The following is a 16,189-nucleotide window of genomic DNA, read 5'->3' as shown; positions in this document are numbered from 1 at the left end:
GCGCAGCCGTCGGCGACGTTCAGTTGACCGCCTTCGACAACTCGGCGCCGGCTTTGAACCGCACGTCTTTCCGCCCGGCGCTGCCGACCGCGTCGCCGGTCTGTGGATTGCGGCCGGTCCGGGCGGAGCGCTTGCTGATGCTGAACGATCCGAAGCCGATCAGCGAGATGCGGTCGCCCTTCTTGAGTGCCTCCGTGGTCACGTCGTTGAACGCGTCGAGACACCGTTCGGCGCTCCCCTTCGTGAGCCCCGCCTCACGCGCCAGCCGATCGGCGTCGATCACCTCTCCGCGGGTCCGTCGGCTCCGTTGACTCCGCCCGAGGCGACGGACGTCCCCCGCTCCCGGGATCAGATCGAGTGCGGCCGCGAGTTCGTCGCTCGGATCGAACTGCACGACGCTCTTCGCGGCGATCTGGATCTCTTTGCCGGTCTGTGGATTGCGGCCGGTCCGGGCGGAGCGCTTGCTGATGCTGAACGATCCGAAGCCGATCAGCGAGATGCGGTCGCCCTTCTTCAGTGCCTTCGTCGTCGCGTCGATGATGCCGTCGAGCGCCTTCTTGGCGTCAGCCTTGCTCAAGCCGGCCTGCGAGGCCATCGCTTCGATCAGCTCCGGTTTGGTCGCCGCGGAGACCTGTCCCGTCGCTGCTGGGACCCCTAGTCCCAACAGCAGCGACGCGACGGCGCCACGTCGGAGCGCAGTTCGCCGCGAGATCCCCGTTTGGACGGTGCTATCCTGGTTCATTCAGAGAGAGATGGCGCTCACAAACGATAAGCATATTGTCGCGTATCTGCCCGGAACGCGCCCTCGACGGGTCACCTCCCTGCGGGCGGGGCACGGGAAGCCGCTCGCGCGGCGATCGCGAGTCGACCGCTCACGACACTCGTCGTCGTGTGCTGGCGTCCGCGCGTCGCCGCGCGAGCGGGCCGACGACGTGGTCGCACCCCGGACACACGGGGTAGCCGAGGTCGTCGTACTCGATCCCGAACGACGGCGCCGACGCGCCACAGTCGTCGCAGGTGAACGTCGCTCGGTCAACTATCTCCATATACATGCCACACGATGTCAAGATACATAATTGTATGCCGGGCGTCTGACAGAGACCGGAACTCCCGAACTGCCCGGAAGCCACGACACTCACGGGGGACCCGGCCGTGAGCCGCGAGCGCGTCGGGTTAGCGTGCGAGCGGCTGGCTGAAGCTCGACTCTTCAGCAAGCACCAGCTCCCACGTCCGTTCGCACTCGCAGGACACCTGCTCGAACACCGACGGGTCCTGTCGGAGGTCGAAGTCCTTGATCGCCGTCTGGACGCGGTCGTCGCACTCGCCGCAGTTGTGCGCCCCGCGGTCGGAGCCGGCGCCGACGGGGTCGGAGACGACGATCGCGTCGGCGTCGGCGGTCCGCTCCAGCACCGCAGCGACCGACCACAGCCAGGGCGGGCGGTAGCCGCCGCGGAAGTGAAGCTCGTCGACCATCGTGTACCGCTGGACGTTGCAGGGGTTCATCGAGACGGTGTGGCAGGCGTCGACCGCGGCACAGCGCTCGACCGACGACACCATGTCCGCCAGCGCCTCCGACTCCGCGAGAAACGGCGGTTTCATCAGGAGGTACGCCTTCACGCCCGCGCCGGCCTCGGCGGCCTCCGCGCAGGCGTCCTCGAAGTCCGAGAACGCGAAGTACTTGTTCACGCAGTCGTGGCGGACGCGGTCAGTCGCCGTCTCCAGCCCGACGGCGACGTCGGTCTCGAGCCCCTGCCCCGTGAACTCTGAGAGTTTCTCCGCGGAAACGAAGTCGGGGAGCGACTCGACGACGATCCGCTCGCGGTCGGCGAACGTCTCGGCGATGGCGCGGCGGCTCTCGGCGGGCACCTCGCGCTCGTCGAGGAAGGAGCCGGACGTGTAGATCTTGATCAGATCCGCCGGGTCGTCGGCGTTGTCGGCTTCGTGCTCCAGACACACGTCGATCTGGTCCATGAGCGCCTCGTGGGAGACGCTGCCGCCCTCGACGGACTCGGCGACGTAGCCGCACATCGTACAGCCGCCGGCGCGGGCCCACCGGCAGCCGCCGGTGTTGAGGATGATCGTGAGGCTGGTCTTGACGCCGTCGGGCGTGTTGTCCTCGTCGAGCCACACGCGGGTGGGCTCGTGGGCGTCGTACGTCTCGTCGCGCTCGGCCCGGATATCGCGCATGACCGCGTTGTGGGCGTCCATCCCGCGGTCCCGCTCGTAGACCTCGGGGCTCGGCTGGCTCATTACCGGACGTGGGCGACTCCCGCGGAAAACCGCTTCGCTCACGCGTCGTGAGGTCGTGCTGGTTCATTCTCGGTCGTCGCCGCCGCGTTCGCCGGCGTCGCGCTCGCCGCCGCGCCGCCGCCACAGCAGCGCGCCGACGGCTGCGCCGACCGCGTTGGCGACGCCGTCGAGCGCGGACGGGTCGCGACCGGGGACGACGCCTTGCGCGACCTCGACGCCCGCGCCGATCCCCGTCGCGACCGCGACGACGCCGACGACCGCCGCGACGGACGCGCTCGGTTCTCCGTCGCCTCGCGAGCGTCGGGGCGAGAGTGCCCGGCCCAGCGTGTACGCGATGGCGGCGTAACCGACGAAGTGCGCCAGGAGATCGGTCCCGGGCGGGGCGACGTCGGGCGTCGGCTCCCCCGTCGCGTCGGTCGGACCCGGGACGAGCGACGAGGTAACGACCAGAACCGTCACCGCGGCAAATATCACGAGGCGTCGCGCGTCGGTGTCCATCGATCGGATCCGGGGACTGCGTGCGAAAAAAGCCCGCCGTCGTGTCGCAGACCGCTCCGAAAGCCGAAACCGATATCAGTTACGTCGCTGTGGCAACGGCTAACAGAATCCAGTCCCATATAACTAGTGTAGATTAACCATGACAGACCTCGGCGGATTCCGGGACCACGTCGCACACGTGGATCTCACGGCGGGCGACGTATCGTACGCGGGCATCGACGACGAGGACGCGAAGAAGTACATCGGCGCCCGCGGTCTCGGCGTGAAGTACGTCTTCGACGCGGGGCCGGACGTGGACCCGATGGGGCCGGACAACCGGCTGTGCTTCATGAACGGGCCGCTCACGGGGACGCAAACCGTGATGAGCGGTCGGATCGCGGTGACGACGAAGTCCCCCCTCACGGGCACCGTCACCGACAGCCACCACGGCGGCTGGTCGGGCGCGCGCCTGAAGTGGGCGGGCTTCGACGGCCTCGTGTTCGACGGCGCGAGCGACGACCCGGTGTACGCGGTCGTCGAGGACGGCGAGGTGGAACTGCGCGACGCCTCCCACGTGGCGGGCAAGGGTGTCCACGACACCATCGACACCCTCGGCGAGGACGTGGACGGCACCGTCGGCCGCAACGTCTCGGTGATGGCGATCGGCCCCGGCGGCGAGAACGGCGTCAAGTACGCCTGCATCGTCAACGAGGACGACCGCGCGTCCGGTCGCGGCGGCACCGGCGCGGTGATGGGCTCGAAGAACCTGAAGGCGGTCGTCGTCAAATCGGGCACCAAGATGCCCAAGCCGGCCGACCCCGAGACGTTCCAGGAGGGCTACCAGCAGGCGATGCAGGTCATCCAAGAGTCCGACGTGACCGCGCCCAACGAGGGCGGCCTCTCGCTGTACGGAACGAACGTCCTGATGAACGCCGGCGAGGAGATGGACGGCCTCCCGACGAAGAACGGGAAGTACACCTCCACGGCCGCCTATCGCGACGCGGAGGGCGTCGACGTCGACGCCGAGCGCGTCTCCGGCGAGAACGTCCGCGAGAACATCCTCGTGGACGAGCCGACGTGTCACTCCTGCCCGGTCGCGTGTAAGAAGGAGGTCGAGGTGTCGGTGATGCACAAGGGCGAGGAGCTGAACGTCCGCACCGAGTCCTACGAGTACGAGTCGGCGTACGCGCTGGGCCCCAACTCCGCGCACACCGAGCGCGACGAGATCGCCGTCATGATCGAGCGGTGCAACGACATGGGCGTCGACACCATCGAGATGGGCAACATGATGGCCATGGCGATGGAGATGTCCGAGGAGGGCAAGCTCGACGACCTCGACGAGCAGCTCGACTGGGGCGACACCGAGCGCATGATCGACCTCATCGACGAGACGGCCCAGCGCGACGGAGAACTCCCCGACGCGCTGGCAGAGGGCGCCAACGGCCTCGCCGAGCGCTTCGACGCCCACGACAACTCGCTTGCGGTCAAGGGCCAGACGATCCCGGCGTACGACCCGCGCTGCATGAAGGGCATGGGCATCGCGTACGCGACCTCCAACCGCGGCGCGTGCCACCTGCGCGCGTACACCCCCTCGGCCGAGATCCTCGGCCTTCCCCAGAAGGTCGACCCCTACGAGTACGAGGGCAAGGGCGAACTCACGATCACCTTCCAAGACCTGCACGCCATCTCGGACTCGTTCGACATCTGCAAGTTCAACGCGTTCGCCGAGGGGATCGAGGAGTACGTCATGCAGTACAACGGCATGACCGGCCTCGACGTTACCGAGGACGAACTCATCGAGGCAGGCAAGCGGATCTACACCCTCGAGCGCTACTACAACAACCTCAACGGCTTCGACGGCGAGGACGACTCGCTGCCCGCGCGGTTCCTCGAAGGCGGCATCCCCGGACAGGGCGCCTCCGAGGGCGAGTACTGCGAGCTCCCCGAGATGAAGGCGGAGTACTACGAGGGCCGCGGCTGGGTCAACGGCGTCGTCCCCGACGAGAAGCTCGACGAGCTCGACATCGACATCGGGCCGGGCACGGGCGTCTCCTCGGGCGACTCGGGCGTCGCGCCCGCTGACGACTAGGAACCGGAACCTCTTTTCGCCTCGGGTTTCCTCGCTCGCTCACTTCGTTCGCTCGCTGCGGGAACCGCTCGGCGAAAACCCGTTCATGTCGTCAGAACGCGGAGCGTTCTGACTACTAATCAGAATCGCGGAGCGATTCTGATGATGCCAAAACTGCCGCTCGCTCGCCAGCCTTGCGGCTGGCTCGCTCGCGGTACAACTGCTGGTGTTCAGTGGCTTCTCGGGCCCGACGCTCATCGCCCCGATTTATGACCTCCCCGTGAGGATCGCGGCTCGTGTCCAGCGAGTCCCCGCCCACCCTCCGAGAGTCGCTGAGTTCCCGAACCGGGATCGCGGTCGTCGTCCTGTTCGTCCTCGTCAGCCTCTACGCCGTCCTCATCGTGTCGCAGATCCTCGCCGTCGTCTACTTCGCGTCCGTCGCGTTCCTCCTGTGGCTGCTGTATCGCTTCGTCCGCGCCCACGAGCGTATCGCGGTCGCACAGGAGCGCCGCGCCGCCGTCGCCGCCGGCAACCGCGCGGGCGATGCGGCCGACGACTCGCCGACCGAGCGTCCACGGGATCGGACCGACGGCGACGGCGTCGACCGCCCGGCCTCAGGCGTCGCCGAAGCGGGCGAGGAGGCCGACGGTGAGCAGGACCGCGAGGAGTGAGACGCCGGCGACCGCGAGAAAGGCCGCCCGCCGGCCGGCCGTCTCGATGAGGTAGCCGAACGCCGGCGGCGCGACGGCGTTGCCGAGCATCACCCCGATGGTGGTGATCGCGAAGCTCGTCCCCGTCGCTCCCGACGGCGAGAGCGCGTCGGTCAGCTTCGAGCGTGCCGGTCCCGCGATCGACCGCGCGCCGCCGACGAGGAGGACGAGCGCGACGGCCGCGAGCGGGCCGACGGTCCCGAGCGCGAAGACGCCCACGAGGACGCCCACGGTGGCGAAGCTGGCGATCATCACCGGGCCGGCGCTGATCCGATCGGAGAGGTCGCCGCCGACGAAGACGGCGACGGCGCCGACGAGGTACGAGCCGGTGAGCGCGAGGTTCGCCCGCGACAGCGACAGCCCGTAGCCGTCCTGCAGGAACACGACGACGTAGCTGGTGAACCCCCAGCCCGAAGTGGAGGTGACAAGCGCGAGCAGCGCCAGCGCGAGCACGCCCGGCGCGGCCGCGAGCTCGCGGAGGTACGCCCGAGCGCGCGCCACCCACGAGCCGCGAGCGCGGGAGCCGATCGATCCGTCGGCGTCGGTGTCACTGCCGTCGGCTTCGTCGCGATTCGGCGCCGTGATGGTGTCGTCGACGCGCGCGGCGAACAGCCAGGTGACGGCGACGGCGTACGCGAGCCCGACGGCGCCGATGACGCCGACGCCGATCCGCCACGAGTAGCCCGCCGAGACGACACCGGCGATGAGTACTGGCGGCGTCGCGAACCCGACCGACCCGCCGAAGCCATAGAGGCTGTACGCCCGTCCCATCAGGTCATCAGGCGTCGAATCGGAGATGAGCGGGTAGTGCGCCGGGTGGTGGCCCGCGACACCGACGCCGATCACCGCCTGCGCGACGAGCAGCCACTCGAACGTCGGCGCCGCGGCGGCGCCGAGCACCCCCACGGCGCCCAGCACCGACGAGAGCCCGAGCGCGATGCTCCGGTCGTAGCGGTCCGCGAGGTGACCAAACGGGAGCTGGAACGCGGTGTTGGTCGCGCCTTGGACGCCGAGCGCGACGCCCAACGCCGCCAGCCCGACGGTGAACTCGCCCGACAGCACCGCCAGGATCGGCGGGAACAACACGAGGTACGCGTGGTTGAGGTACTGCGAGGCGGAGACGGCGCCGACGACCACCCAGGTGTCGCGAGGGGTCCGTCGCGCGGCCGCCAGCAGCGACTCGGTCATCGGCGGGCGTTCCGCGGGGAAGGTGGTGTACGCCAGCCCTCCGGCAAGCGCCGCCGTCTCCCCCGCCCGCACAGCGACGCCGCGACGGCGCCGGACTCACAGCAGGAACCGGGCGAGGTGGAGGCCGGCCATCCCGGCGGCAACTGTCCACAGCACGTCTTCCGTCCGCCAGGCCGCGAGCACCGCGGCGGCGCCGCCGAGTAATTCCGGAGAGAGCACCGCCTCGACGGTTGCGGCCGCGGGCGCGAAGTCCGGAGCGACGAGCGCCGCCAGCACCGCGGCGGGAACGTACACGAGCACGCGCTCCAGCCACGGCGGAACGTCGTCGACCCGGCCGAACAGGTGAATGAACGACAGCCGGATCGCGAACGTCGCCAGCCCGCCGGCGACGATCACCGTCCAGACCGACAGCGGCCCGTAGCTCGTCGCCATTCAGTGTCCCTCCGCCGGGTCGGAGCCGCCCCCGCCTTCCTCACCCGCGCTCGCGACGCCGGCCTCGTCGACGACGATACCAGTCACGACACCGACGACGGCGCCGACGATCAGCCCGGCGTTGAACGGGAGCCCTGCCCCGATCACTGCGACTGCGGCGGCGACGACGGCGGCCGCGAGGCTCGGCGCGTCCGAGACCGCGGGGACCAGCAGCGCGAGGAAGACGAGCGGGACGGCGAAGCCGAGGCGCCACCCGTCGGGCACGGCGGCGCCGAAGACGACGCCGACGACGGTGCCGGCCTGCCAGACGACCCACAGCGTGAGAGCGACGCCGAGGTAGTAGTACGGTCGCCGGGTCGACGCCTCGCGGTCGCCCGCGTAGCGCGCGAGCGCCAGCGCGTACGCTTGGTCGGTCAGCACGTACGCGCAGCCGGCGCGCACCCGCGCCGACAGGTCGCGGAAGTAGGGCGCGATCGACGCGGAGTACATCAGCATTCGGAGGTTGATCACCACGACGGTGAGCACGACGACGCCGAGGGCGGCGTCGCGACCCAGCAGGTCGATGGCGGCGAGCTGGGAGGCGCCGGCGAAGACGACGACGGAGAGGCCGACCGTCTGCAACGGCGTGAGCCCCGCCTCGATGCCGGCGACGCCGGCGACGAGCGCGAACGGAACGATCCCGAGCAGGAGCGGGAGCGCGTCGCGAACCCCGTCGCGCAGGTCCGGTGGAAAGCGGCTGTCCATGTGCGAGGGGCGGTGCGCGCAGTGAAGGGGCCACCGGTCTCGGCAGCGGAGGAGAGACGCGGAGCGGGACCCGAACCGGTGACGTGATCGTGTGCGTTCGACCGGTCAGTCGCCGGCGTGCTCCGGGGGCGACCGCGCTTCGGTGGCCTCGTCGATCGCGGAGCTGAGCGCGTCGACGAGCGCCCCGTCGCTCACCGGCTTGCGGACGTAGTCGTCCGCACCGGCCCGTATCGCGCGTTTGAGCTGCGCCTGCTGGGTCACGCACGTGCAGAACACCACGACTGCGGCCGGATCGGTCGACTTGATCGCCGCCGTCGCCGCGGGGCCGTCCCGCCCGGGAAGCGCGAAGTCCATCGTCACCGCGTCGGGGTCGACCTCGCGGTAGGCGGCGACCGCTTCGTCGCCCGTGCCCGCCTCCGCGACCACCTCGAACGTCGGTTCGAGACGCTCGCGGATGCGTGCACGCTGGAAGGTCGAATCCTCCACCACGAGCACGCGTTCGTTCACGGCGAGTGACGGGTCCGATAACTAATAAATCCCGTCGGTGATCGCTCGCGATCGGCTTCCGGCGGGCGATCACCCGCCGATGACGACCGCCTCGCGCAGCTCCAGCGCCGACTCGAACTCCCGTCGGCGCCGCCGTTTCGTCCCGAGCCTGAGGAGGTGCTGCTCGTGGGCCCGTCGAAGCGCGTCTGCCTCGCGGCGATTCAGGCCGAGGTCGTCGCCGACCTCGCCCCAGTGACCGTCGGGGACGAGGTACGTCGTGGTGCCCGCGTCATCGACGCCACCGGCGTCATCGGTGGCATCGGCGTGATGCGCGTCGTCGACGCACTCGTAGGATCGGTCGTACTCCTCGCGTCGTTCGCGGAGGTGCTCGTCGGCGACCCGGAGGAGTTCGGGGAGACGCCCGGGACCGACGCTGGCGGTCGCCGCCGCGATCATGAGCGCGTTAGAGTCGATCGGGTGGCCCAGTTCTCGTCGTTCGGGGTCGTACGACGGGTCGTCGGCGCCGTCGCGGTCGGCGTTGCGCTCGCTGTCACCGGCGCTGTCGCGGTCGCGTCCGGGCATCACCCGCCGGCGCGCATCGCCTTCTGTCCGAAGCGGTCGAGCAGGTCGTCGAGCACCGCGGGGTCGCCCTCGAAGGTAACCGTCACCTCGGTGAGCGTGATCGCGGCGGCGGCGGTGACCTTCTCGGCGCGCAGGGACGCTCGCCAGCCGTCGCCGACGACCTCGCGGACCTCGTCGTCCGGGCCGTCGGCGTCGCCGCCGAGGTTCCGGAGGTAATGGACGGCGAGTCGCCGGGAGATGCCGCGGTACGCCTCCACCCGGGTCTCGGTCCCGTCGGTATCAACGGCTGCGACACCCGCGCCGCGGTCGTCGGCGTCGTCGCCATCTCCGCCGTCGGTCCGCGCGTCGGGGATGTTCGATTCCCCGCCCGCGCGGTCACAGTCGACGCCGCCGCCGGCGACCGGCGGGAACACCGCGAGGGTGTCGCCGTCGGAGACCGCGGTTTCGACGCCGTCCATGTGCAGGACCTCGCGGCCGTTGAGCAGGACGTTGATCTGGGGCTTGAGGTCCCCGTCTTCGATCAACCCGCCGGCGAGCCCGTCGTACTCGGACTCCAGCGCCGCGAGCACGTCGCCGACGGTACTCGCGTCCGGGAACGACCGGTCGACGATCTTCGATCCGACCGCCTCCCGGAAGGTGGCGAAAAACTTCAGCGTGAGCTCCATGCGAACACGTGGGCGCAGGAAGCTAAAAAGATACGCGGGGGAGTGCGAGGCCGACGGACGCGGGGAATCGGAACGAACAGGGGCGAAACGAGCCGCGAGCCGCTGCGGCACTCACGCGAAAACCGTTATCGGTATCCCTTCGGTGAACCCACGACGCGGTATGACAGACGCGATCGACCAAGACATCTACGAGCGGACGAAGGCGCTGCTGGAGCCGGGCGAGATCGAACTGGTCGGGATGGTCGTCCACACGTCGCTGGGAGGACAAGAAGACCTGGAGATGCACGAACTCACCGTCGATCTCAACGAGGTCATCGCCGACCACGCGGGCACGGGCGAGTCGTACATCCACGCCGGCAACGACGACACCGACTTCTCCTCGAACCAGTTCCAGGGGCTCACCGTCGAGGACGAGGAGTTCGTCTGGGAGTGCCAGCAGCTGCTGCGGGAGGGCACCTTCGACCTCGTGTTCTACTACGAGGCGGGCGTCGACCAGGACGCGCTGGGTGCAGAGGTGACCGCACTCGACGGCGTCCGCGACGTGACGCTCGTTCCCTGAGCGGACTGTCCGGAGCCCCCGGTCGCCCGCGCGTCCACGAGGTCGTCGACTGCTATCAGGTGCCACGAACGCGACGCTTATCCTCGCGGCGTTCGCAGTATCGGTATGGACCAAGTCGGGACGGACGTCGACCTCTCGACGCTCGAACGCGCCGTCGTCAACGCCTTCCAGGGCGGCTTCCCCGTCGTCGAACGCCCGTGGGAACCGGCCGCGGCGGCCCTCTCGGAGCGCGGCGTCGACGTGGATGCCGACGAACTGCTCGCGGCCGTCCGCGACCTCGACGAGCGCGGTGTGCTCTCGCGGTTCGGCGCACTCGTGAACGCCGAGGAGATCGGCGGCACCGCCACGCTCGTGGCGATGCACGCGCCCGAAGACGAGTACGAGGCGGTGGCCGAGACGGTCAACGACTTCCGGGAGGTGGCGCACAACTACGAGCGCGAACACCCGCACCTCAACATGTGGTTCGTCGTCTCGGTTGCCAGCGAGGACGAGGTCGAGCGCGTGCTCGCGGAGATCGAGGGGACGACCGGGCAGGAGACGTACAACCTCCCGAAACAAGCGGAGTTCCACGTCGGCGCGAAGTTCCTCCTCGATGGCCCCGTGAGCGACGGCGACCTGGACCTGTCGCGTCTGGGCCCCGATGTGGACCCGTCCGAGGAGCGCGGGATCACCGCCCGAGAGCGCGACCTCGTCGTCGAGGTACAGGGCGGCCTCCCGATCACCGAGACCCCGTACGCGGACGTGGCCGACGCGATCGACCAGCCCGTCGAGTGGGTCGTCGAGACGATCAAGCGGTTCAACGAGGAGGGGAAGGTGCGCCGCGTCGGCGTCATCCCGAACCACTACGCGCTGGGATACACCGAGAACGGGATGACCGTGTGGGACGTTCCGGACGACCTCCTCGGGGAAGTCGGCCCGGCCGTCGCGTCGCTGGGGTTCGTCACCCACTGCTATCACCGCCCGCGCCACGACGGCGTGTGGCCGTACAACTTCTTCGCGATGACGCACGGCCGCAACGAGGCCGAGTCCGACCGGCGGATCGAGCAGGTTCGGCAGGTGATGACGGACTACTGGGACGTCGGCGACGACGAGTGGGACTCGCTGTTCTCGACGCGAATCCTGAAGAAGACGGGCATCCGGTTGGACGAGCGCGCCGACGCACAGGTGCGAGGCGACGACACGGAACCCACGGACGCGTGATCGCGCTTCGTTCCCCCTCGGCCGGCACGCGGTCGCTTTCCGTGGGGTCGATCGCCGCGCGGTCTCGCCGCCTCCCGGGGAGCGCACGGACGCAGCCGCCCGCCCGACCCGAACGGGTTCGCCAGCGATCCCCGGACCGGGATTTCGGGACGGAGTTTTATGTGATGCGGGCGAAATCGCCCGACGATGCGGAGGCAGCCCAGTGATCCCGCTGCTGCACGACTTCGACGGGGAGACCGTGCTCGTCGTCGGCGGTGGAGCCGTCGGCGCGCGCAAGGCCCGCACGTTCGCGCGGGAGGCTCGCACGGTCGTCGTCAGCCCCGAGTTCGCCGATCGCGACTTCGGCGACGCGGAGCTGGTGCGGGCGGCGCCGTCGCCGGAGACGGTGGCCGACTGGGTCGGGCGCCTCGACCCGGCGCTGGTCGTCGCGGCGACGAACGACGCGGCGGTGAACGAGGCCGCCGACGCGGCCGCTCGCGACGCCGGCGCGCTCGTGAACCGGGCGGACCGCTCGGGCGGACGCGACGCAGGCAGCGTCGTCGTCCCGGCGACGGTCCGCGACGGTCCGGTCGTCGCTGCGGTCGCGACGGGCGGTGCGGCGCCCGCGCTCTCGAAGGACCTGCGGCGACGGATCGAATCGGAGATCGAGGGCGCGGGGCCGATGGCCGAACTGGTGGCGGCGATCAGGGCCGACCTGAAGGCCGCCGAGGTGGCGCCGACCGAGCGCCGGGACGCGGTTCGCGCGGTGGTCGGATCGTCGGACGTTTGGAAGGCTTTACAAGACGGACTCTCCAACGCACGCCAAGAAGCGAACCGAGTCATGGAGGCGACCAATGATTAACACCGGCGTCATCGCGGGCGTGAGCGTGAGCCACACGAACGCGTCCGTCGGAGATATCGAGTCCGCACAGACCGTGGACGCGACGACGCTCGTGTCGGATCTGCTCGCTCGCGAGGGGATCGAGGAGGCGTTCGCCATCCAGACGTGCAACCGGGCGGAGGCGTACGTCGCGGCCGACGACGCCGCCGTCGCGCGGGCGGCCGTCGCGGCGCTCGCCCCCGACGTTCGCGAGGGCGCCATCGTCTACTTCAATCACGAGGCCAGCCTGCGACATCTCATGCGCGTCGCCGCGGGGCTGGAGTCGCTCGTGCTCGGTGAGGACCAGATCCTCGGTCAACTCCACGACGCCGCGACGGCGGCCCGCGAGGTCGGCGGGCTGTCCGGCGGCGTCCTCGACGACGCGCTCTCGAAGGCCCAGCAGGTCGGCAAGCGCGCCCGCGCCGAGACGGCGATCAACGAGGGATCGCTGTCGCTCGGCTCGGCGGCGGTCGAACTCGCCGCCCGCGAGACGGACCTCGCCGACGCGTCGGCGCTCGTCGTCGGCGCCGGAGAGATGGGACTGCTCGCAGCCCGGGCACTCGACGCCTCGCCCGTCTCCCGGATCGTCGTCGCCAACCGGACGCACCGGACGGCCGAGCACGTCGCGGCCGACCTCGACACCGAGTCGACGACGATCAGCCTCGAGGACCTGTCCGCGGCGGCGTCGCGCGCGGACGTCGTTATCGCCGCCACCGGGGCGACCGAACCGACCGTCCGCGATGAGACGGTCGCCGACGCGGGGGAGACGCTGTGTATCGACCTCGGACAGCCCCGAGACGTCGTTCCGGACGCCGGGGACGAGAGCGTCGCCGTCCGCGACATCGACGACCTCGAAACCGTCACTGACGAGGCGCGCGAGCGGCGCGCCGCCGCCGCGAAGGCCGTCGAGGAGATGATCGACGCGGAGTTCGACCGCCTCCTCGAGGAGTTCAAGCGGAAGCGCGCCGACGACGCCGTCTCCGCCATGTACGAGTCTGCCGAGCGGACGAAACAGCGCGAGTTGCGTGAGGCGATGGCGAAGCTCGAGGCGCACGGCGACCTCACGGACGAGCAGCGCGAGACCGTCGCCGCCCTCGCGGACTCGCTCGTCGGCCAGCTCCTCGCGGCGCCGACGAAGAGCCTCCGCGAGGCGGCCGCCGAGGACGACTGGGCCACGATCCACACGGCGATGAAGCTGTTCGACCCCGAGTTCGACGGGCCGCCGGCGACCCCCGACGGCGCACAGTCGCCCGACGGCGGCGCGGAGCCCCCCGAGCGCGTGCTCGACCAGCTCTCTGAAGACTGAGCCGCGGTCACTCATTTTCCGACCGGTGTCGGAGGAAAAATTTCGCGCTCACAGGCATCGGGGAAACTGTGATGTGTGTTGCCGTCACACGTGTACGCATGCGAGGTACGAGTCACGGTGTCGGTCGGATCTCGACCGAGCCGGTCGAACTGGGAGTGGAGTCGTTGTGCCGGGCGGCAGCGTGCGATCACCCGGACGTCGCCGTCGGGATCGCCGTTTTGGGGTTGACGGCCGTCTTCGTCGTGCTCGCGGGCGCGGTGCTCTCGCGGCTCGACGGCGCGCGCGAGTCGCTCGCGCGGGAGGCGACCCGCACGCGAGCCGAGCGGGACGCGTTCGAGCAGCTCCGACGCCGCGTCGCGAACTTGGAACCGAGCGAACGAACACAGCCGATGCCGACTGGCGGGGGCACGAACGTCCTGACGGTGCCGGCCGAGGGGGCCACTGTCGACGGCGGTGGGCTGGCAGACGCCCGTCAGGCGTACAGAGAGACCGTAATGGCGACGGCTCACTATGACGAAGAGTACAACGAGACGCTCGCGACAAACGTCGCCGAGGAGTTCTCCCCGCCCGTCGCGAGTGCGCTCGTCGAATCTGGCGGGACGTTGACCCCGTCGCTGCGGACGACGCTCACGAGCAGCGCCCGGCACGCGAGCGAGGAGCGCGCGGAGCTGCTCTCGAAACTCGAGACCGAGTGGTCGTCGATCGACGCGGCGGAATCGACGCTCGAGCCGGCAGTCGACGCGAGCAAGCGCGTCGTCGACCGCGATCTGTCGCGGGCGAGCTACACCGATATCGTCGCGGAGTACGAGCGACTGGAGTGGCACGAAGGGCGCGTCGAGTCGCTGCTGTCCGACCGGCAGACCCGGATCCACGACGAGGAGGGCGACCGTCGCCACTGGTTCGACTACCTCTACCGGTCGCTGGCCTCGCCGTATCCGGTCTTGTCGGCGGGTGCGAGGACGCTTTCGCTGATCGACGACGCGACGTCTGCGCTCGCGTCGGCCGCGGGCGGTCGCTGACCGATCTCGGACGCGTCCCGACTCGTGCCGCCTGACCGGCTCTGTTCGGCTGTCTTCTTCGGTTCTCACAGGGACGATCCCCGAGGTACGCTTTTGCCCCGGGCGACCGTCCGTGTTCCCGTGAGCGACGTACTCGATACCGACGAGATCGCGGCGGAACTACCCGACGGCTGGCGTCACGACGCGGACGCTGACGAGATCGCCCGCACCTTCGAGTTCGACTCGTACCTCGAAGGCGTCGGCTTCGCGGCCGGCGCGGGCGGCCTCGCCGAGGAGGCGTTCCACCACCCGTCGATGACCGTCGAGTGGCGCGAGGTCGAGGTCCGCCTCACCACCCACGACGCCGGCGGGGTCACCGCGAAGGACATCGACTTGGCCGAGCGACTGAACGAACTCGCGGAGTGACGGGGGCGGAGGCGATGGAGGCGTCGTACGTGTTCCGGGTCCGGTTCACTCTCTCGCCGCGGCGCGCGCGTATCGACCCGGACGCCTTCGAGACGGTGCTTCGGATCCCCGCGCCGCGGCCGGGCGAGGAGGGATGGCTGCTGTTTCGCGACGCGCTGTGGCGCGGCGAGGCGAACGACGAGGAGCACGTCCGCGGGCTGTGTGCCGACCGGCTCCCTGCGGGGGTCGAGGTGGTGTCCGCGAGGTTCTCGGAGTTCGAGACCGACCGGGCGTACCTCGAGGCGCTGCGGGACGCAATCGCCGACGACCTCACGGCGTTTCGGGCGGACTCGGTCCGCGAAGTTCTGCACAAGTACCTCGGCTCGTCGATTCGCGTGGACGGGGGCGACGGTACGGCCGCGGGAAGGGCAACGGACGATCCCGCGCCCTGACCCCGAGTAAGGTGTTCCAAACTCGGTCGTTAGGGTGCGAAGATATAACAGCGGGAACGACCTACTCCAGACTCCGCTGATGGTCCCCAACACGTACGACTTCTGGCTGTTCGACCTCGACGGCACGCTCGTCGACGCCGAGTGGTCGTACACCCGCGAGGTGTTCGACCGCGTCGGCGCTCGTCTCGGGTACGAGTTCTCCGACCGGCAGGCCGAACTGCTGTGGCACGGCCTCACCGGCGCGCGCGACCCGCTCTTGCGCGAGTGGGGGCTCGACCCGACCGAGTTCTGGCCGGCGTTCCACGCCGTCGAGAACCCGCAAGCGCGGGCCGAGGCCTCGTACCTCCACGACGACGCCGCGCGGCTGCTCGACGACCTCCACGAGCAGGACGTTCCGGTGGGCTTGGTCACCCACTGCGCGGAGTTTCTCGCCCGACCGGTCACCGACCGGCTCGACCTGACCGCCCGCTTCGACACGTTCCTCTCGTGTTCGGACGAGACGGGGTGGAAGCCCGCCCCCGACCCGCTGCAGATCGCGATGGACGACATCAGCGTCGACCCGACGAGCCAGCGGGGCGTCTACCTCGGAGACGGCGACAGCGACGTGGGCGCCGCGTGGAACGCGGGCCTCGACGCCGTCCACGTCGAGCGCCACGGGCACGAGGAGCGGGGACGCTGCGTCCGCGCGGACCACCGAGTGTGGAGCTTCGACGACCTTCCGCGGGGCGGCACCGCCGACGCCCTGTGGGGGTCGGGGGCTGCCCGGACCGACGGATCCGGCTTCGAGGACGACTGAACGGACCGATCG

The 16,189-nt window shown here is 70.0% G+C and carries 20 protein-coding genes and 1 pseudogene; 10 read left to right on the top strand and 11 right to left on the bottom strand.

Translation table 11 applies throughout. From position 1 onward, the window contains the following. Positions 1–19 precede the first annotated feature (19 nt). From P0Y41_RS18000 to P0Y41_RS06955, 4 genes are all read right to left on the bottom strand, one after another. The gene (locus P0Y41_RS18000) at positions 20–742 is read right to left on the bottom strand and encodes an HU family DNA-binding protein (RefSeq protein ID WP_284063227.1); all 723 of its coding nucleotides are present in this window, start codon (positions 740–742) and stop codon (positions 20–22) included. Between the two features lie 130 nt (positions 743–872). Further along, entirely contained in the window at positions 873–1,046 is a 174-nt protein-coding gene (locus tag P0Y41_RS06965; RefSeq protein WP_284063226.1) for a hypothetical protein, read from the bottom strand. A 127-nt stretch (positions 1,047–1,173) separates the two neighbouring features. Continuing rightward, entirely contained in the window at positions 1,174–2,250 is a 1,077-nt protein-coding gene (locus P0Y41_RS06960) for an archaeosine biosynthesis radical SAM protein RaSEA (RefSeq protein ID WP_284063225.1), read from the bottom strand. A gap of 63 nt (positions 2,251–2,313) precedes the next feature. Further along, positions 2,314–2,748 (bottom strand): VanZ family protein, encoded by a 435-nt coding sequence (locus tag P0Y41_RS06955; RefSeq protein ID WP_284063224.1) that lies wholly within the window; start codon positions 2,746–2,748, stop codon positions 2,314–2,316. A gap of 139 nt (positions 2,749–2,887) precedes the next feature. Between P0Y41_RS06955 and P0Y41_RS06950 the strand changes: the two genes are divergently transcribed. Beyond that, entirely contained in the window at positions 2,888–4,816 is a 1,929-nt protein-coding gene (locus tag P0Y41_RS06950; RefSeq protein ID WP_284063223.1) for an aldehyde ferredoxin oxidoreductase family protein, read from the top strand. 275 nt (positions 4,817–5,091) lie between these two features. Continuing rightward, complete coding sequence (locus P0Y41_RS06945) at positions 5,092–5,466, top strand: DUF8066 domain-containing protein (protein ID WP_284063222.1); 375 nt, start codon at positions 5,092–5,094, stop codon at positions 5,464–5,466. Here the strand turns inward: P0Y41_RS06945 and P0Y41_RS06940 are convergent. The 7 genes and pseudogenes from P0Y41_RS06940 to P0Y41_RS06910 all read right to left on the bottom strand — a co-directional run. Next, on the bottom strand, positions 5,410–6,765 hold the full coding sequence (locus P0Y41_RS06940; RefSeq protein WP_284063221.1) for an MFS transporter: 1,356 nt from the start codon (positions 6,763–6,765) through the stop codon (positions 5,410–5,412). The genes P0Y41_RS06945 and P0Y41_RS06940 overlap by 57 nt on opposite strands. A gap of 24 nt (positions 6,766–6,789) precedes the next feature. Then, positions 6,790–7,125 carry an AzlD domain-containing protein gene (locus tag P0Y41_RS06935; RefSeq protein ID WP_284063220.1) on the bottom strand — a complete coding sequence of 112 codons (336 nt, stop codon included), beginning with the start codon at positions 7,123–7,125 and terminating at the stop codon, positions 6,790–6,792. Then, positions 7,126–7,869, bottom strand: a complete 744-nt coding sequence (locus P0Y41_RS06930; RefSeq protein WP_284063219.1) for an AzlC family ABC transporter permease — start codon at positions 7,867–7,869, stop codon at positions 7,126–7,128. It lies immediately after the preceding gene. Between the two features lie 105 nt (positions 7,870–7,974). Beyond that, positions 7,975–8,376: a response regulator gene (locus P0Y41_RS06925; protein ID WP_284063218.1), complete on the bottom strand. Its 402-nt coding sequence runs from the start codon at positions 8,374–8,376 to the stop codon at positions 7,975–7,977. Between the two features lie 69 nt (positions 8,377–8,445). Then, complete coding sequence (locus P0Y41_RS06920; RefSeq protein ID WP_284063217.1) at positions 8,446–8,937, bottom strand: DUF8048 family protein; 492 nt, start codon at positions 8,935–8,937, stop codon at positions 8,446–8,448. Continuing rightward, positions 8,937–9,194, bottom strand: coding sequence for a MoaD-like domain-containing protein (locus tag P0Y41_RS18115; RefSeq protein ID WP_465260679.1), 258 nt, complete (start codon positions 9,192–9,194; stop codon positions 8,937–8,939). The genes P0Y41_RS06920 and P0Y41_RS18115 overlap by 1 nt, the downstream gene beginning before the upstream one ends. Positions 9,195–9,326: 132 nt before the next feature. Continuing rightward, positions 9,327–9,602 (bottom strand): annotated as a pseudogene (locus P0Y41_RS06910) (ubiquitin-like small modifier protein 1); the annotation flags it as partial. Positions 9,603–9,762: 160 nt separating this feature from the next. On the opposite strand from P0Y41_RS06910, the gene P0Y41_RS06905 reads away from it, so the two are divergent. The 8 genes from P0Y41_RS06905 (at position 9,763) to P0Y41_RS06870 (ending at position 16,177) form a co-directional block, all read left to right on the top strand. Next, a complete protein-coding gene (locus tag P0Y41_RS06905) occupies positions 9,763–10,161 on the top strand; it encodes a DUF5778 family protein (protein WP_284063216.1) in 399 nt (132 codons plus the stop codon). A gap of 105 nt (positions 10,162–10,266) precedes the next feature. Then, entirely contained in the window at positions 10,267–11,361 is a 1,095-nt protein-coding gene (gene ahbB, locus P0Y41_RS06900) for a siroheme decarboxylase subunit beta (protein WP_284063215.1), read from the top strand. 202 nt (positions 11,362–11,563) lie between these two features. Then, entirely contained in the window at positions 11,564–12,202 is a 639-nt protein-coding gene (locus P0Y41_RS06895; RefSeq protein WP_284063214.1) for a precorrin-2 dehydrogenase/sirohydrochlorin ferrochelatase family protein, read from the top strand. After that, entirely contained in the window at positions 12,195–13,526 is a 1,332-nt protein-coding gene (gene hemA / locus P0Y41_RS06890) for a glutamyl-tRNA reductase (RefSeq protein WP_284063213.1), read from the top strand. The genes P0Y41_RS06895 and hemA overlap by 8 nt, the downstream gene beginning before the upstream one ends. Positions 13,527–13,624: 98 nt before the next feature. After that, on the top strand, positions 13,625–14,545 hold the full coding sequence (locus P0Y41_RS06885; RefSeq protein WP_284063212.1) for a DUF7260 family protein: 921 nt from the start codon (positions 13,625–13,627) through the stop codon (positions 14,543–14,545). Between the two features lie 120 nt (positions 14,546–14,665). Further along, the gene (locus P0Y41_RS06880; protein WP_284063211.1) at positions 14,666–14,950 is read left to right on the top strand and encodes a 4a-hydroxytetrahydrobiopterin dehydratase; all 285 of its coding nucleotides are present in this window, start codon (positions 14,666–14,668) and stop codon (positions 14,948–14,950) included. Beyond that, positions 14,947–15,381, top strand: a complete 435-nt coding sequence (gene lwrS / locus P0Y41_RS06875; RefSeq protein ID WP_390215033.1) for an LWR-salt protein — start codon at positions 14,947–14,949, stop codon at positions 15,379–15,381. The genes P0Y41_RS06880 and lwrS overlap by 4 nt, the downstream gene beginning before the upstream one ends. Positions 15,382–15,460: 79 nt before the next feature. Next, positions 15,461–16,177: an HAD family hydrolase gene (locus P0Y41_RS06870; protein WP_284063210.1), complete on the top strand. Its 717-nt coding sequence runs from the start codon at positions 15,461–15,463 to the stop codon at positions 16,175–16,177. Positions 16,178–16,189: the final 12 nt, after the last annotated feature.

It is taken from the genome of Halobaculum halobium, from assembly GCF_030127145.1.
Taxonomy (GTDB): Archaea; Halobacteriota; Halobacteria; order Halobacteriales; family Haloferacaceae; genus Halobaculum; species Halobaculum halobium.
Note: the sequence above shows the minus strand (reverse complement) of the source record. Positions and strands in the feature narration are given on the sequence as shown.

Excerpts from the sequence above, each read along its gene's own strand:
- P0Y41_RS18000 (WP_284063227.1), bottom strand. The coding sequence starts at position 742 with ATGAACCAGGATAGCACCGTCCAAACGGGGATCTCGCGGCGAACTGCG.
- P0Y41_RS06965 (WP_284063226.1), bottom strand. The coding sequence starts at position 1,046 with ATGGAGATAGTTGACCGAGCGACGTTCACCTGCGACGACTGTGGCGCG.
- P0Y41_RS06960 (WP_284063225.1), bottom strand. The coding sequence starts at position 2,250 with ATGAGCCAGCCGAGCCCCGAGGTCTACGAGCGGGACCGCGGGATGGAC.
- P0Y41_RS06955 (WP_284063224.1), bottom strand. The coding sequence starts at position 2,748 with ATGGACACCGACGCGCGACGCCTCGTGATATTTGCCGCGGTGACGGTT.
- P0Y41_RS06950 (WP_284063223.1), top strand. The coding sequence starts at position 2,888 with ATGACAGACCTCGGCGGATTCCGGGACCACGTCGCACACGTGGATCTC.
- P0Y41_RS06935 (WP_284063220.1), bottom strand. The coding sequence starts at position 7,125 with ATGGCGACGAGCTACGGGCCGCTGTCGGTCTGGACGGTGATCGTCGCC.
- P0Y41_RS06930 (WP_284063219.1), bottom strand. The coding sequence starts at position 7,869 with ATGGACAGCCGCTTTCCACCGGACCTGCGCGACGGGGTTCGCGACGCG.
- P0Y41_RS06920 (WP_284063217.1), bottom strand. The coding sequence starts at position 8,937 with ATGCCCGGACGCGACCGCGACAGCGCCGGTGACAGCGAGCGCAACGCC.
- P0Y41_RS06905 (WP_284063216.1), top strand. The coding sequence starts at position 9,763 with ATGACAGACGCGATCGACCAAGACATCTACGAGCGGACGAAGGCGCTG.
- ahbB (WP_284063215.1), top strand. The coding sequence starts at position 10,267 with ATGGACCAAGTCGGGACGGACGTCGACCTCTCGACGCTCGAACGCGCC.
- hemA (WP_284063213.1), top strand. The coding sequence starts at position 12,195 with ATGATTAACACCGGCGTCATCGCGGGCGTGAGCGTGAGCCACACGAAC.
- P0Y41_RS06885 (WP_284063212.1), top strand. The coding sequence starts at position 13,625 with ATGCGAGGTACGAGTCACGGTGTCGGTCGGATCTCGACCGAGCCGGTC.
- P0Y41_RS06870 (WP_284063210.1), top strand. The coding sequence starts at position 15,461 with ATGGTCCCCAACACGTACGACTTCTGGCTGTTCGACCTCGACGGCACG.